The organism is Parasphingorhabdus halotolerans, assembly GCF_012516475.1.
Classification (GTDB): domain Bacteria; phylum Pseudomonadota; class Alphaproteobacteria; order Sphingomonadales; family Sphingomonadaceae; genus Parasphingorhabdus; species Parasphingorhabdus halotolerans.
Genome location: NZ_CP051217.1, coordinates 394,749 through 410,674, shown reverse-complemented (window position 1 = coordinate 410,674; position 15,926 = coordinate 394,749). Strand labels below are relative to the sequence as shown.

The 15,926-nt window shown below is 52.0% G+C and carries 15 protein-coding genes and 2 tRNA genes; 9 read left to right on the top strand and 8 right to left on the bottom strand.

What is annotated here, in order from left to right:
* On the top strand, positions 1 to 759 hold the full coding sequence (locus HF685_RS01930; protein WP_168818056.1) for an NYN domain-containing protein: 759 nt from the start codon (positions 1 to 3) through the stop codon (positions 757 to 759).
* Positions 760 to 962: 203 nt separating this feature from the next.
* Positions 963 to 2,441 carry a sodium/proline symporter PutP gene (putP, locus tag HF685_RS01925; RefSeq protein WP_168818055.1) on the top strand — a complete coding sequence of 493 codons (1,479 nt, stop codon included), beginning with the start codon at positions 963 to 965 and terminating at the stop codon, positions 2,439 to 2,441.
* A gap of 36 nt (positions 2,442 to 2,477) precedes the next feature.
* Here putP and HF685_RS01920 read toward each other — a convergent pair whose 3' ends face one another.
* From HF685_RS01920 to ettA, 3 genes are read right to left on the bottom strand one after another with little or no spacing between them, the layout of a single operon-like run.
* Complete coding sequence (locus HF685_RS01920; protein ID WP_168818054.1) at positions 2,478 to 2,945, bottom strand: hypothetical protein; 468 nt, start codon at positions 2,943 to 2,945, stop codon at positions 2,478 to 2,480.
* Positions 2,942 to 4,000 (bottom strand): DUF262 domain-containing protein, encoded by a 1,059-nt coding sequence (locus HF685_RS01915; RefSeq protein ID WP_168818053.1) that lies wholly within the window; start codon positions 3,998 to 4,000, stop codon positions 2,942 to 2,944. The genes HF685_RS01920 and HF685_RS01915 overlap by 4 nt, the downstream gene beginning before the upstream one ends.
* A 41-nt stretch (positions 4,001 to 4,041) precedes the next feature.
* Positions 4,042 to 5,721, bottom strand: coding sequence for an energy-dependent translational throttle protein EttA (gene ettA / locus HF685_RS01910; protein WP_168818052.1), 1,680 nt, complete (start codon positions 5,719 to 5,721; stop codon positions 4,042 to 4,044).
* 113 nt (positions 5,722 to 5,834) lie between these two features.
* Between ettA and HF685_RS01905 the strand changes: the two genes are divergently transcribed.
* The 4 genes from HF685_RS01905 to HF685_RS01890 all read left to right on the top strand — a co-directional run bounded on the left by HF685_RS01905 (position 5,835) and on the right by HF685_RS01890 (position 8,814).
* Positions 5,835 to 7,220, top strand: a complete 1,386-nt coding sequence (locus tag HF685_RS01905) for a M28 family peptidase (protein WP_168818051.1) — start codon at positions 5,835 to 5,837, stop codon at positions 7,218 to 7,220.
* A 1-nt stretch (position 7,221) separates the two neighbouring features.
* Positions 7,222 to 7,485, top strand: coding sequence for a hypothetical protein (locus HF685_RS01900; RefSeq protein ID WP_168818050.1), 264 nt, complete (start codon positions 7,222 to 7,224; stop codon positions 7,483 to 7,485).
* The gene (locus tag HF685_RS01895; RefSeq protein WP_246218702.1) at positions 7,482 to 8,390 is read left to right on the top strand and encodes an oxidoreductase; all 909 of its coding nucleotides are present in this window, start codon (positions 7,482 to 7,484) and stop codon (positions 8,388 to 8,390) included. The genes HF685_RS01900 and HF685_RS01895 overlap by 4 nt, the downstream gene beginning before the upstream one ends.
* A gap of 124 nt (positions 8,391 to 8,514) precedes the next feature.
* Positions 8,515 to 8,814 carry a hypothetical protein gene (locus tag HF685_RS01890; RefSeq protein WP_168818049.1) on the top strand — a complete coding sequence of 100 codons (300 nt, stop codon included), beginning with the start codon at positions 8,515 to 8,517 and terminating at the stop codon, positions 8,812 to 8,814.
* Positions 8,815 to 8,900: 86 nt separating this feature from the next.
* Here HF685_RS01890 and HF685_RS01885 read toward each other — a convergent pair.
* The 4 genes from HF685_RS01885 to HF685_RS01870 form a co-directional block, all read right to left on the bottom strand.
* Positions 8,901 to 8,977, bottom strand: a tRNA-Pro gene (locus HF685_RS01885).
* 139 nt (positions 8,978 to 9,116) lie between these two features.
* Positions 9,117 to 9,193 (bottom strand) — tRNA-Ile (locus HF685_RS01880).
* Between the two features lie 123 nt (positions 9,194 to 9,316).
* Positions 9,317 to 10,315, bottom strand: coding sequence for a polysaccharide deacetylase family protein (locus HF685_RS01875; protein ID WP_168818048.1), 999 nt, complete (start codon positions 10,313 to 10,315; stop codon positions 9,317 to 9,319).
* A gap of 58 nt (positions 10,316 to 10,373) precedes the next feature.
* Positions 10,374 to 12,101 (bottom strand): sensor histidine kinase, encoded by a 1,728-nt coding sequence (locus HF685_RS01870; RefSeq protein WP_168818047.1) that lies wholly within the window; start codon positions 12,099 to 12,101, stop codon positions 10,374 to 10,376.
* A 208-nt stretch (positions 12,102 to 12,309) separates the two neighbouring features.
* Here HF685_RS01870 and HF685_RS01865 point away from each other — a divergent pair, with 208 nt between their 5' ends.
* Positions 12,310 to 12,786 carry an Lrp/AsnC family transcriptional regulator gene (locus tag HF685_RS01865; RefSeq protein ID WP_168821116.1) on the top strand — a complete coding sequence of 159 codons (477 nt, stop codon included), beginning with the start codon at positions 12,310 to 12,312 and terminating at the stop codon, positions 12,784 to 12,786.
* 54 nt (positions 12,787 to 12,840) lie between these two features.
* Here HF685_RS01865 and HF685_RS01860 read toward each other — a convergent pair whose 3' ends face one another.
* Entirely contained in the window at positions 12,841 to 14,142 is a 1,302-nt protein-coding gene (locus HF685_RS01860) for a hypothetical protein (protein ID WP_168818046.1), read from the bottom strand.
* 194 nt (positions 14,143 to 14,336) lie between these two features.
* Here HF685_RS01860 and yaaA point away from each other — a divergent pair, with 194 nt between their 5' ends.
* Both yaaA and HF685_RS01850 read left to right on the top strand, forming a co-directional pair.
* Entirely contained in the window at positions 14,337 to 15,095 is a 759-nt protein-coding gene (yaaA, locus tag HF685_RS01855; protein ID WP_168818045.1) for a peroxide stress protein YaaA, read from the top strand.
* Complete coding sequence (locus tag HF685_RS01850; protein ID WP_168818044.1) at positions 15,092 to 15,832, top strand: SDR family NAD(P)-dependent oxidoreductase; 741 nt, start codon at positions 15,092 to 15,094, stop codon at positions 15,830 to 15,832. The genes yaaA and HF685_RS01850 overlap by 4 nt, the downstream gene beginning before the upstream one ends.
* Positions 15,833 to 15,926 lie beyond the last annotated feature (94 nt).

Genomic DNA, 15,926 nt, shown 5'->3' with positions numbered 1-15,926 from the left:
ATGAAAAACAACAACGACAATATCGCACTATTGATCGACTCCGACAATGCCAGCCATAACGGCATAGACCCCGTGCTTACGGCTCTGGCAGAACTCGGCACCGTCAATATCCGCCGCGCCTATGGCAACTGGCGCAAGCAATCGCTCAAAGGCTGGGTCGATATTTTGCACAAATATGGCATTGAGCCGCAGCAGCAGTTTGACCTGACCAAGGGCAAAAATGCCACCGATATGAAAATGACCATTGATGCGATGGACCTGCTGTTTCGGGGCAATGTCACTGGCTTCGGGATCATGTCGAGCGACAGTGATTTCATGCCGCTGGCGATGCGTATCCGGCAGGAAGGTCTGCCCGTCTATGGCTTTGGCAGCGCCAAAACGCCTGAGGGGTTCCGGCAAGCGTGCAGCCGGTTTATTGATGTTGATGCGCTGATCAAGGCGGACGAGCGCGACCGCGCACCCGCTCCGAAGAGTGACGTCAAGGCGGCAACATCCGAATCTTCCGGCGAAAGCAGCGCGGCCACCGGCAGTGTCGGCGAAGAGCTGCTGAAACTGCTGATAGACGCATATATGGCCAGCAAACGCGATGCTGAAGGCTATGCGAGTTTGAGCGAAGTCGGCAAGATTGCGGGCAATCGTTCGAGCTTTGATGTACGGAGCTACGGCTTTTCACGGCTTTCTGATATGTTCGAGGCTGTTCCAAACTTTCAGACAAAACGTGATGATAATGGGCAATTATTTGTAAAACGGTTGCGGTGAACTCAACACAAACAAAACCGTCATTGCGAGGAGCCGAAGGCGACGCGGTACTCCAGGGCGGCGAGTCAGGCTCTGGATTGCTTCGCTACGCTCGCAATGACGATTTTTTTGATTTGGTATAATAATCACCGGTCACGACCCCCGCCACGAGGGCGAAGTCTCTCAACGCGTGACACAAATGCCAAACCCACTATAAACGCTTCATGCAAACCGGAACCTTGATCTCGCTCGCGCTCTATTTTGTCCTGATGCTTGCCATCGGCCTTTATGCCTGGCGGAAATCCACCGATAGCAGCGAGGGATATCTACTCGGCGACCGAAGCCTGCATCCGGCGGTGGCAGCGCTGTCTGCGGGTGCTTCGGACATGTCGGGATGGCTGCTACTCGGCCTGCCGGGAGCGCTGTATGCGGCCGGACTGGTCGAAGCGTGGATTGGCATCGGGCTTTTCGTTGGCGCGCTGGCTAACTGGATTATCGTTGCCCCTCGCCTCCGCGAACAGACGGAAAAGCTGGGCAACGCCCTCACCATCCCTGAATTTCTCGCCAATCGGTTTCCGGACAAGGCACTGGCGCTGCGCCTCACATCGGCGGTGATTATCGTGGTTTTCTTTGCAGTTTATACCGCAGCGGGGCTGGTTGGTGGCGGGAAGCTGTTTGAGAGCAGCTTTGCCGGGCTGTTCGGCGATACCGGTATGAGCGATTATATGCTCGGTATCTGGATTACGGCGGGCGTAGTGCTGGCCTATACGATGATTGGCGGGTTTCTGGCGGTTAGCCTGACGGATTTTGTGCAGGGCTGCATCATGGTGGTGGCGCTGGTGCTGATGCCACTGGTCGTTCTGATGGATGATGACGGCGCGGGCGCAGTCACCGCGACGCTCAACGCAATCGATCCCAGTTTTCTCAGCTTGACGGCGGGATTGAGCTTTGTTGGCTTCCTCTCTGCGGTTGCGTGGGGCCTCGGTTATTTCGGGCAACCGCATATTATCGTGCGCTTTATGGCGGTGCGGTCGGTTGCGGATGTGCCAAAGGCGCGAAATATCGGGATGAGCTGGATGGGTGTGGCGCTGCTCGGCGCGATCGGCGTCGGCATCGCGGGCCGTGCCTATGTCGAGCAAAACGGGATTATTCTTGATGACCCCGAAACCATCTTCATCCTGCTCGCCAACACATTGTTCCACCCGCTGATCACCGGGTTTCTGCTGGCCGCGCTACTCGCTGCGATCATGAGTACGATCAGCTCGCAGTTGCTGGTTAGTAGCAGCTCGCTAACCGAAGATTTCTACCGGCTATTCCTGCGCAAACAGGCCAGCGAGCGGGAAACGGTCAATTCCGGGCGGGTGTTTGTCGCACTGGTCGCGGTCGCCGCGATCATCATTGCCCGCGATCCGGACAGTCAGGTGCTCGGGCTGGTAAGCAACGCCTGGGCCGGATTTGGCGCGGCGTTTGGGCCGTTGATTTTGCTATCGCTGACTTGGAAGCGGATGACCGGCGCGGGCGCTGTGGTGGGGCTGGTGACCGGCGCGGTTGTGGTGATCGCATGGATCGCGCTGGGCTGGAATGCCGAGTTTATGGGCGGTCCGGGTGTTTACGAGATTATTCCGGGGTTCTTGGCGGCGTTGGGGGCGATTGTTGGGGTTAGTCTTAAGGGCTGGAAGCAAATAAATGCGTCACCGAAGTGATATTAACATTGGTTGTAAATTTTTTGCGACTTAAGCTTATTCAGAAATTTTTTCTTCAACAAAAGTTAGTATTTTCTCGGTCGCATTTAAAACCTCCAAAAACTCTTCTAAAGTCATGGAAGCTCCCTCCCCGTGAGAAACGCTATGTCGGTTCGCGATTGCACCCGAGTATTTTTGATGTTCAGCCTGGCTGAATTCGTCACCAATAATATCCCCATCCCCGCAATCAAACTTTTTCAAAAGGTCATTTAGTTCCCCTTTTTTTATTCGATTCAACATTCCTTCGTTTGTCGAATATATAAATTTCGCTACTTTTCTATCGTCGATTTGATTGAGACGATGTTCTACCAACTTTTTAATTTTCTGTTCAGTTTCCGAATAGAAGACAACCAAAAGATGTTGAGTGAAATACGATTCTATGTTTCGGTTTTGTTCAGCTTGCACTGCCAGAAAACCGGTGATTTCTTCGGTGACAAACCGGGTCCGGTCAAGAGAGATGCTCAACCCAACAACACCTCTTGCGCTTTCTGTAATCGAACAGAAACAACCGATTCATCACTGGTATTGTAAGTAATTGATTCCTGGTAATCATCATCCTCTAATAGATTTTGAAATCGCTCGGCAAAATCATCTGGCTGTTCAAATTTTAAAAGAGTTGAAAATACTGAGTCAAGCGCGCCGTAATTCAAGCGCCCCCTTAGATGGAACGGTTTTTCACCGAGTGCTTCTAGTATTTGATCGCAAGTCTGAGTAAAATTATCTACCATACCCTCAATTTCATCTTGCTTGTTGCGCATTTCCTCGGCGTACTGATTCAAGAATCCCTTCATTGGTTTTTCATATTCTTCGCCAGTTTCTGAAAGTGCAAGGCATCGGAGAACTAGTTCAACATCTCTCAATCGTTTGTCCAACATTGGTTTACCAATAATTTTCCGCCAAGAATCTACCTCATTTATTTGCTTCAATCCTTCGATAAATGGACCGTAAGAAACGCACTGTCGGACCTCCATTGGATTCAAATTTACACCACCAGTGTTTAGTCGTTCGAACACATGATAAATACTAGTATCATCTAAAGGGTTTATTTGTTGAATAATTGTTGCCCGCAACACCGACCCTGTTAATCTGAATTGATCATCTTCACTTAATTCGCTGAAAGTTTTATTTTCATATCTCGGGTCAACGTTTTTTAAACGAAAAACTTTTTCGTCAAAAGTTCCGCGAATGTAACGGATTACAGATTTGATCCTTTGCTGCCCATCGATAATTAAATACGAAGAGCTATTTTTCCGTTTGTATAAAAATGTCCCAGGAACGGGTAGTCCAAGCAAAAAACTCTCGACTAACTTACTTGCTTTGACCCGATCCCAAACGTACATTCGTTGGAATGGGGGGACTTCGAGTTGCTCTTTGTCATCATACTCGACATAACCGCCAAGGGTTATGTCGGCTGGAAAGTTCATTATCTCATATTCTAAAGAGGGTTCAGCTTCATCTTCAGGCGAATCTTCAGTTTTCTCTATTTCCCAGTCATCGCTAGCAACTTCTTCTTCTGCCATTAATCACGCTCCATTGTATTAGCATATGATATACTTAACCATCACCTAGTCAATTTCTTATAAGCAACCCGCGTTGGTCGATCCGCTGCATCGCCCAAACGCCGGCGTTTATCCTCTTCGTAAGCCTCGAAGTTACCTTCAAACCATTCAACATGGCTGTCGCCTTCAAACGCCAAAATATGCGTCGCGAGCCGATCAAGGAAGAAGCGGTCATGCGAGATGACCACGGCGCAACCGGCGAAGCTTTCCAGTGCGTCTTCGAGCGCGCGGAGGGTTTCGACATCCAGATCATTGGTCGGCTCATCGAGCAGCAGCACGTTGCCGCCTTCTTTGAGCATTTTCGCGAGATGGACGCGGTTGCGTTCACCGCCGGATAGCTGGCCAACTTTCTTCTGTTGATCGACGCCCTTGAAGTTGAACGCGCCGACATAGGCCCGCGTCTGCACTTCATTCTTGCCGAAAGTGAAAAAGTCATGCCCGCCGGAAATTTCTTCCCAAATGTTTTTGGACGCATCAAGCGTATCGCGGCTTTGATCGACATAGCCGAGCTTCACCGTTTCGCCGAGTTCGAGCGAGCCGCTGTCCGGCGTTTCCTGACCGGTTATGATACGGAACAAAGTCGTCTTACCCGCGCCGTTGGCCCCGATAATCCCGACAATCCCGCCCGGTGGCAGGGAAAATTCCAGATCTTCAAACAGCAATTTATCGCCATAAGCCTTGGTCAGGCCTTTGGCCTCAATCACCTTGGAGCCGAGACGTTCCGGTGTCTGAATCAAAATCTGCGCCTTGCCCATCTGGCGGGTTTCCTGCGCCGCGACCAGATCGTCGAACGACTTGATACGCGCCTTGGACTTGGTTTGCCGCGCCTTCGGGCTCTGCCGCATCCATTCCAGTTCGTGTTCAATCGCTTTTTGACGACTTTTGTCTTCACGCTCCTCCTGCGCCATGCGTTTGGCTTTCGCGTCGAGCCAGCTGGAATAATTGCCCTCAAACGGGATGCCCTTGCCGCGGTCGATTTCGAGTACCCAATTCACCACATTGTCGAGGAAATAGCGGTCATGGGTGACGAGAATGACGTTGCCGGCATATTCAATCAGATGCTTCTCCAGCCACGCGACGCTTTCGGCATCGAGGTGGTTGGTTGGCTCATCGAGCATCAGGATTTCGGGCTTGTCGAGCAGCAATCGGCAGAGCGCGACGCGGCGGCGTTCCCCGCCCGACAGGTCTACCACACCGGCATCACCGGGAGGACAACGCAAAGCTTCCATCGCAATTTCCAGCTGGTTATCGAGCGTCCAGCCATCCACGGCATCGATCTTTTCCTGCAGCGTACCCATTTCTTCCATCAACGCGTCAAAATCGGCATCTTCCGGCGGATCACCCATGATGGTCGAAATCTCGTTAAAGCGCTCGACCAGATCGGCGACTTCGCGGACGCCGTCCATGACGTTTTCCTTGACCGTTTTGGTCTCGTCCAGCTCAGGCTCCTGCGCGAGATAGCCGACACGGATATTCTCCCCTGCCCATGCCTCGCCCTGAAACTCGTCGTCCTGCCCCGCCATGATTTTCATCAGCGTAGACTTACCCGCGCCATTCTTACCAATGATCGCGATTTTTGTACCCGGCAGAAACTGCAGGTGGATATTATCGAGCACCGGTTTCGGCGCTCCGGGGAAGGTCTTGGTCAGACCCTTCATGACATAGCTATATTGGACGGCCATCTGGCGGATTTCCTTGCTTCAAATGTGGTAAGATTTGCGCATCGCCTAGCGAAAGTGCGCCGGACTCGCAAGAGAGCATTGGCAAATGCAATAAGGCGGGTTAGGCAGTCGCCATGAGAAAAACATCCCTGGTACTCGCCGGAGCCTCAGCGCTTCTCTTTTCCACTACCGCATTGGCAGGTTCGCATGGCGTGAAAGCCATGCAGGCAAAAGCCCTTGATGACACGATTGCCTACGAAATTACCGAAGGCCTGACCACGGAAGTCGGACCACGGCAGGCGGGCACAGAACAGGAAGCGCGGGCGCGGGTCTGGTCGGTGAAAAAACTGAAGGCGCTCGGCTTTCAGAATGTCCGCAACGAACCGTTTATGATGGATACCTGGGTCCGCGGCGAGGAAACGGCATTTGTCACCGCGCCTTATCCGCAGGAATTGAAGGTTACCGCCCTTGGTAATAGCGCCAGCACGGGCGAGGCAGGCATCGAGGCTGAAGTCGCCTATTTCGATTCTCTTGCCGCGATGCAGGCGGTTCCTGATGGCAGCCTGAAGGGCAAAATCGCGTTTGTAACGCACGATATGGCCCGTACGCAGGATGGCTCGGGCTATGGCGCGTTCGGCCCGGTTCGCTGGATTGGTGGCGGAGTCGCGGCGAAGAAGGGCGCGGTGGCCTATGTCATCAAGTCCATCGGCACCGACTACCACCGCAACCCGCATACGGGCGGCGCGGGTTTCCTTGATCAAACCCCGATCCCCGCAGGTGCATTGTCATTGCCGGATGCCGATAATCTGGAGCGCATGGTGAAGCTTGGCGAGGAATCCAAGACACTGGTGAAGCTGAAACTCAAACTGACACCGAAAAATATTGGCCAGCAAGAATCAGGCAATGTGATCGCGGAAGTGACCGGGCGTAATCCATCCCTGCCGATGATATTGGTAGCCTGCCATCTTGATAGCTGGGATCTGGCAACCGGCGCTTTTGATGATGGCGCGGGCTGCGGGATCGTGACCGCCGCTGCCAAGCAGATCATGGACCACGGCCAACCCTTGCGTACCATTCGCATTCTCTGGGCCGGCGCGGAAGAAGTCGGGATATGGGGCGGCAAGGCTTATGGAGAAGCGCGCAAGGGCGACAAGCATGGCCTGGCGATGGAGTCCGATTTCGGCGCGGATAATGTCTGGCGCGTGAAATTCAATCTACCGGCAGGTGCCAAAGCATTGGAAGATGAAATCGCGGCGGCGCTATTGCCTTTGGGTATCGGTCGCAGCACCGACAAAGCCGGCGGCGGCGCTGACATTCGCGACATTATTGCAAATAGTAATCTGGCGGTGATTGATCTCAACCAGGATGGCACCCGCTATTTTGATTTGCACCACACGCCAGATGACACGCTCGACAAGATTGATCCCAAGCAAATGCAGCAAAACGTCGCGGCCTGGACAACGGTGTTGTCTATCGTCGCGAACAGCGATGTCGATCTCTCCATGCCGATGAAAGAATAATATGATGAAATTCGCTGCCGCCCTTCCCCTGTCCCTGTTCTTCGTCTCTGCTTGCTCAGAAACACCGATAGAAGAGCACGGAGGGGAAGCGGCCGCTGAAATGGAGCAGCAAATAGAGGCGGAGGCAAAAACGCTCGAACAAGCGGCTGATGAAGCTGTAGAGATTCTTGATGCGGAAATTGAAGCCGAGCTTGAGGATGAGGGCGTAGGCAAGCCTGCTGAGCCTGTTGCTGCACCCGCTGAAGAAAGTGCAACTGGTCAATGATCAAAGATTTCACCGATAAAAATATATCAATGCAAACCGGGCGCACATTCTTGGTGACCGGCGCCAATACCGGTCTTGGGTTTGAAACGGCGAAGGTTCTGGCGGCCAAAGGCGGACGTGTTTTGCTGGGTTGCCGCTCCAGGGACCGCGCAGAGGCGGCGATGGACGAAATATTGGTAGAAACACCCGATGCCGATCTCGCCTTCGTCCCGCTCGACCAAGCAAACCTGACCAGCGTGAAAGAGGCGGCAGAGATTGTTAAACAAGAACTCCGTCTGGATGTTCTGATCAACAACGCCGGTATCATGGGTCCGCCACGCACCCTCACGGAGGATGGCTTTGAATCGCAATTTGGCGTCAATCATCTGGGTACATTTGCCTTAACCAGCCTGCTTTTGCCAAAGCTGGAAAAAACGAAGAAATCACGCGTGGTGATAACCAGCAGCCTTGCTCACAAAGCAGGCCGTATCAATTTCAATGATGTGCACGCAGACAATGGCTATATTGCCTTTCAGCGCTATGCGATGAGCAAATTTGCGAACATCCTGCACGCCACCGAACTGGATAGGCGTCTTCGGTCCAAGAACTCCCATATTCGGGCAATATGCTGCCATCCCGGAGTAGCAAGCACCGAACTCGCCCGTCATTTGCCCAAAGTTGCCCAGATGTTCATGCCGGTTGCCAGCCTGTTTCTCAATACGCCAGCAAAGGGCGCTTGGCCGACGCTTGCAGCGGCTGTTGGCAAAGGCGCTGTCGGTGGTGGCTATTACGGACCAAGCGGTTTTGGCGAATGGATGGGGACGGCATCGGACGCTGTTCGCTCACGACAATCGCAAAATCCCAAACTGGCGGAGAAGCTTTGGGACTTGTCGATTGAATTGACAGGCGTTGATCCCGGAATTTGATGCTGGAGCATGCTTAAAATCGGTTAATCAATGCTCGCTATCTCCAATTAGCATTGGTGTTCTAGTGTAGTCATATCGAAACACTTATATACCGCCCATTTCCGCGGATATATTCGATGGAGAGATGACTATGATATACGGGGATAATCTACAAATCGACGCCCATGTGAAGCAATGCAACTCGACGAATATCATCTGTTTGGTAACAACCATTTCAGATACGATAATCAAAATTGATTGCGCAGCGCAGCTCAACCCTGACATGCCGATAACGTTGAAAATTCCGGGCCTGAGCCTGATAACCGCAAACTTGCTCTGGAAGAAAAACGACGAATATGGATGCCAGATTGACTATACCTTCCATCCAGCGGTCATCAAAGACATGGTACGAAGGCTGGATCGCAAACGGCTTGTTGCCGTCTGACAAGCCGGATAGCCTGAGAGGCAGCTAAAAGTTTTCAATTTTCGAGAATATTATGGCAGTCCGATTAACAAAGGCTTGCCATAAAATGGTCGGGGAGACAGGATTCGAACCTGCGACCCCCTGGTCCCAAACCAGGTGCGCTACCAGCCTGCGCCACTCCCCGACGCGCGCTTCCCCTAAGCTGTGGCTTTTGGAAAAGCAAAAGGTTTTTATCAATTTTCGCTCGCCTACGCATAAAGGCGCATACGAGAGAAGTTTGCTGAAACCTCGACCGGCTAGCCAGTCGAAGTTTCAGCGAAATTTGGTGGGCCCGGAGGGATTCGAACCCCCGACCTAGCCGTTATGAGCGGCCAGCTCTAACCAACTGAGCTACAGGCCCCATAAAACTGCGATTTTCATATGACAATCGCACCTCAAGGTTCGCTCCGATAGCGGAGGCTAAAGGCGTTTGGCAAGCATAGTTCGTAATTTTTTCTTGGCCGCCCCACCAGCAGAGAGCATATTATTTGGCGAACGATGATTGGATCAATTCATCCATGCTTATTGGCCCAACGCCGCGATCATCAAGATGCCCGATAATCTCGCGCCACCAATCGTAGAATCCATTCAGATCTTCCTCCGTTTGGACATAAGGCGTGTGGCCCGGGGACAATGATGGAGAGTGAAACGAGAATACCAGCAGTTTCAAATCGTCATCGAGCGCAACATCAATGGCCTCTTTTGCTTCTCTGGCGGATATGCCCTCGGGCGTCAGCGGAATACGTTCCAGCATTTTCGTTCGGGAAAATATGGCGTTTGCCATTTCGGATTTGTTCATCAAGCTGGACGCAAATTGGGGCTGCTTTCTGAGAATACCCGAGAATACAGTCGTCAAGGGAATCTCTATAAGGGTTTGATTATCATCAAGCCAAAACGGTTCCGAACCGAGATGCTGAAAGTCAGGACCACCCTCTTCACTATAGTCAAACCGGGAACGGACGCTGCTGTCTACGGCAAAACCGAGCTTGGTCAGAATGGCTACAGTATTAGGCCCCACGCCATATCGACCGGCCCGGTAAATGGTCGAAACGACTCCAGTCTTTTCTGCAATAGCATCCCGCAATCGAGTGATCTTCTCTTCTTCCAGTTCTTTGGGAAGGTTCCCCGTAAAGCTATTATAAACACTGGTTTCCTCATCAAACGGAGGATTGACCCAAGGGTGAAGGTGCACGCCAATCGTGGCACTGCCATCCGCCGCAACATTTTGAAGAAATGATACCGCCTCATCATTTCGAATGATCGAATAATCAACAAAATAGACCGGCTTGATGCCATATTTTCTGACAAATTCCTGGTAGCGTTCCAGCATGGGAACAGTAACTGTCGTATGACCGCTTCGCTCAAAGGGCCCATCCCAGTCAAATTCTTCTTCCGTATCAACCGTGATCAAAAATTTGCGACCAAAATCTTCGGGAAAATGGTGATGCTTCAAGCCGGACGGCCGTTTCAATTTTGAAAACATTGCCTGCCCCACTGCTCAACCTTGCCTCAAATGCTTGCGCTTAGGCGTGAACTTATCCTCAGTCGCGTTCCGTTTCGCGAACGACTAATTCGCTAGTCGCAGCTGCCGGTAGGGTCAAGCCTATCCTGTCTTCCGTGATCGTAAGAGAACCCGAAGCCGATCGGGCCAGATTGCGGACAAGGCGCAAGGAAAAGCCCAATCCCAGAAGTGGTGCATCGCTGGCATCTCCATCTATTCCCTGCGACGGATCAAGCAATTGCTCTTCCGAGATGCCTTTGATGCGAGAAGGCCGCGAGAGGCTGAAATAATTAACCGGCTGCGGCCCAATGCGGGTTCTCAACTCTGCCACCAGTTCTTCTTCGATATCACAAGCGATGATAGCCGCTGAAAGCAATCGCGCAAATATGCGTTCAACCGATTCCCCATCCAGTGCAAAAGATCGAACGGGCTCTGCTTTCCTGATGTGAAGGTCAACGGCTTTGCTCTGCGTCAAGCTTTGGAGACGCTGCGACAGCCGGTCAAATAACCAATCGGGATCGGTGAAGCCGGGTATCGCTTCCATCTGGCCTGCGTCGACCTTTGCCGCGACATCGAGATCTTCAAAGCCTGAAAGCAACCGCCTGGCTTCATCCATTATGCTGCGCGACAAAGTACGATATTCAAATGACGCGGGTCCGAATAATTGCTGCTCGATAATTTCGCTAAACCCGATAATCGCATTGAGCGGTGTGCGCAGTTCATGAATGAGCTGCTGCAACTGCTCGCGGCGCTGGACATCCAGGCCTGACTGACCGGCATCTTCAGCAGCATTGGGTCTGCGCATAATCCCGCGATAGCCCTTGAAACGCCCGGTTTCTTCAACAAAATACGGGATTGCGGTCATTCGCCAGTCGCCAGCAACAACGGCTGCCCCACAAAGCCGCATGCGAGCATTTTCAAGCGGCATGCGCTGACGAAAAGCGGCCGCGCCATAAGCATCCGGCCCTGGCCCATCGTCAAATGTGGGTTCGGCTATCGAAACCCCGACAACGGATCCCTTCGGAGGGCCTTCAATCCAGATAATTGTGCCGCGATCATCGGTTTCAAAGTTTATGCGGTCAATATTCTCGACAAAATAGCTGCGATGTTCCTTGTCGCCGTCGCCCAAAGGCAGTTGCGGCGTTTCACCAGCACGATTGCGTTGATAGTCCGCAATTCTCTCGACCAGTGCGCTGATTTGCGATGTTTCCTGCTGCTCAATGCTTCCGGACAAGACGTTGTCATCGATTCCGATGTCGGACTCAATTGAGTCCGTGGTTGACTGCCCGGTATCGGAATTGCCCGTCTGGACTTGAGGCTCCGGAGCTGATTGCGGCTCAGTTTGAGTCAAGCCTACGTCGATACCAAGCATTTCCTTGGTTCTCGGACCCAAATCTGATCGCTGCGACAGCGAGAAACGTCCGCGCTCGGGCAACTGGGGAATCAAATCGACCCATTCCTCATCAGGCAAGTCTGCAGCGGTGATGGCCGCATCACTAATGGGATCATTATCCGCGCAAAGGTATACCAGTAAAGGGGCTGATCGCAAACGACCGGCCAATGCGTTCACCGCCGAAACACGGTCACCTTCGTTCACGCGCTCATGCAAATCGCGAAGCCTTGTCAGACCGGCCTGAACGTCTTCATTGACCAATATTCCCGGCTTTTGAGCCATAATATCAATCACTTGACGCCATTGTACCGCCGCCGCCAAACCTTCGGGTAACTCCCCTTTCAATACAGTGTTGAGGCGGTCATCAAAGCGCAAGATTTTTTCCGGATTTAGGGTTCTGAGAACTATTAACGTTTTGATAACCGCAAACCGGCTCACCCGAAAGCCGGTAAAGTACCGCGTCACAATGTGGGACAACCTCTCGGCAAATGCCTCGCTATTACGTCGTTATTGCCAAGCCATTGCTTGGCGCGCTTATTAAATTATAAGAGGCATCTGATTCGTGAACGGATATTACTATATTATGGCCGAAACAAACCTTGATGAGATCGATCTGGAAATACTCAGGCGGCTGCAAAGTGACGGTCGTGTGACCAATGTAGAGCTGGCTCAAAGCGTTGGCCTGACGGCTCCGCCTTGTCTGCGCAGGATGCGCGCGCTGGAAGACCAAGGTGTTATCACCGCTTACCATGCATCTGTTGATCCATCAAAAATGGGTTATACGATCACCGTGTTCGCGATGGTTAGCCTCAAAAGCCAGGCGGAATCGGATCTCCAGAGTTTTGAAGAACATGTGCAAAGTCTCCCTGAAGTCAGGGAATGTTACATGTTGAACGGCGAGATTGATTTTATGCTGAAGGTTGTCGCGAAGGATTTGCAACAGTTCCAGACTTTCCTGACCAGCAAGCTGACCGCCGCGCCCAATGTCGCGAGCATAAAAACCTCGTTGACTATCCGGTCAGCGAAAAATTTGCCCGGTGTGCCGATTGGGGGAAGCTGAACCTGCATTAAAAAGGGCGCATAAAGCGCCCTTTTCATATCGATCTAAAAGCTATTAACTTTGGGTTGGTGTGGCTTCTGCTACAGCAGGCGCGCCGCCAAGAGCCTGTTGATCAATCCACAATGCCCAGAAATTAGCAATATTCTTGCGATTGCCAGTCACTGAAGCGAAAGCGTCTTTCGCTCCACTCCAGTCGCTTTGGCCAACATGGGCTAAACCCAACCCCATTTGCGCACGCGCCGTTTCGATGCCACCTTTGCTAATCGCCAACCGATACATTTCGGCAGCTTTCTTAAAGTCTGAATACCCCAAAAATGCATCACCAGTTGCTAGCGCAATTTTTCCGTTGCCCGAGCTTTTTGCATCGCGTTCGGACGCTCCAAGGGAAGCTCGATCAGAACTTAAAGTGGCGCGAGCTTGAGCCAGCGTCTCTTTCACGTAGGCGCTGGAACTCGGAACATCGCCATTGGCCAGGCCTTCTTCGAGCACCGACACGACTTCGCCGGGGAGGCGGCGTGGGCCAGCAGCATCCGCATATTCAAAATAGTCGCGTTCACTAGCCATAGCGTCCGCTTTGCGCATCAGCCGCATCAGTTCCAAGTTTTCCTGGTCAGTTAATTTTGGTGTCGCCGAATCGCGGAAAACTGAAAGAGCCGCGCGCCAGTTTTCACCGGTTGGATAAGCTTCCACCAGCTTATAGGTCCACTCCGCTGAAGCGCCCGGAATTTTGCTGTTCATCGCAATACCAGCGCCGCGCCGATACCAATCCTGGTCGGCTTTCGCTCCCCCTGCTTTTTCCGCGTCAATCGCACGGCTGAGAGCGGTAAGCCCTTGCTGAAACTTATTTTGCTTGAAATATGCTTCAGCGATCAGTGCACCGATGTTATTCTGCCGATAGCCTAAATCGTAAGCGACTTGAAATTTCTGTTGGGCTTCAGCGAAGCGCCCAGCAGAGTAGGCGAAATTCCCGGCAAAGAAATTAAACGAAGGTGCCTGCTCTGCAGATGTCTTGCCGCTAGCCAGCGAGGCGGTAATTCCCTTTTCCTGTAATGTAGTATCTTTGAGCTTTGCTCCCAGCTGGATTGCAAGCTGTCCGGCAATAAACTGGTCGTCACCTGTGAGCGGTTGAGCGAGCAAAGCTTCGATCAGCGGTTTGGCCGGCGTAGCGTCTTCTGCGGCCATAGCTGTCTGAATGGCGGCAACCTGTGGCCTGATTTCTTTGCTAATTTCTATTTTGGGCGCTTTTTCCTCTTTTTTCTTTTTCGCTGCCTGCGCCTCTTGCGGCATCGCTGTTACGGCCAAGGTTCCTGCGGTAGCCAAAGCGACAGCCAAGGAAAGATGGGATAGAAAACGCATATAATTTCTCCAGATAAAAACTTTGTTTCGTGAGGAAGACGCTTCCCCGAGAATATGGTTGCACCATAGAATGACTTGGCTTTAATACCAAGTTTCATGAGCTTTTATAGGCTAAATCCGCTGAATAGAGGTTGAACGGATAGCTCTGTGCGTCGCAGAACTAAGGGCATAAACGTATATTGAGGTAAAATTTTGTGATTGCAGTAATTTCCCCCGCCAAGTCGCTCGATTTCAAGAGTGATGTTCCAACCAACAGAATATCAAAGAATCGCTTTCCCGAGGAGAGCGCCCGGTTGGCCGGAGCGATAAAAAATCTGACCAAGAAGAAACTCAAGGCAATCATGCCAGTATCGGACAATCTTATTGCTCTTAATAAGGGGCGCTATGACCAGTTTTTCGATCAACCGGAACGCGCAGCGGTCTTTGCCTACAATGGAGATGTCTACTCCGGATTTGAAGCCAAAAGCCTGAGCGACGATGCCATCAACTTTGCGCAAGACCATTTGCGGATATTGTCCGGCTTGTACGGATTGCTTCGCCCTCTCGATCCAATCCGTCCGCACCGGCTGGAAATGGGTACAAAATGGGCACCGCGTTATAAAAAACTGACCGATTTCTGGAAGGACAAAATTGCGCGCGAGTTGGCAAGCGATCTAGATTGTTCCAATGAACGCGTGATCGTCAATCTTGCCAGCAATGAATATTGGGCCGCGGTTAAGCCGCATATTGACAAACTGAACGCGCGGATAATCGAAGTGGATTTTCGCAAGGAGAGCCCCGAAGGCCCCAAGTTTATCAGTTTTGAAGCCAAACGCGCCCGCGGCATGATGGCCCGTTACATCTGCGAAAACCATCTGACCGATCCTGAAGAGCTCAAAGGTTTTGATAGTGATGGCTATCAGCTTGCACATGAAACCAGCACTGAAGACAGCCTGCGTTTCATTCGCTCATGAGCGGCAAAACAGCTGTCATTGTCGGGGCTAATGGCGGAATCGGTTCAGCAATGGTTGCAGCCCTGTTGAAAGAGGGCAATTTTGAACGGGTCATTGGGTTGTCGCGCAGAACCGATAGTCCGGTACCGCTTGATCTGACCTCAGAAGATAGCATTGCAGAGGCCGCGCATTGGCTGAAAAACCAGGGAATTGCGCCCCATCTGGTTTTCGTAGCCACAGGCCTCCTTCATGGTTCCGAAATCGGCCCCGAAAAATCCATGCGGGAGCTCAACGCAGACTGGCTTATAGAAAACTACCAGATCAATGCCATCGGCCCTGCCCTGGTTGCAAAGCACTTCCTGCCGCTAATGCCCAAAGATGTTCTCATTACCTTCGCAGCCATATCGGCGCGAGTCGGGAGCATATCTGACAACCGGCTGGGCGGATGGTATGGTTACCGGGCGGCAAAGGCAGCGCTCAATATGATGATCCGCAACCTCTCCATTGAGTGGGCGCGCAGGAACAAGCGATCGATCATCGTTGCGCTGCATCCTGGAACCGTTGATACAAAGCTCAGCAAACCGTTTCAAACCAATGTTCCGGCAGGAAAATTGTTCGATTCGGAACGCGCCGCATTGCAGTTGCTTGATGTCCTTGATGAGCTGAAGCCCGTGGATAGCGGGAAGATATTCGCGTGGGACGGGACCGAAATAACCCGTGATAAATACCCGCTTATTTACGCATCATATTTAATGTAAAAACGGCCTGAAACGCTGGCCTTTATGAGCCGCTTCGCCTAGAAGAATCAGCATCAAAAGAACCAACAAAAAGGCCCGTTTGTGAACGAACAAA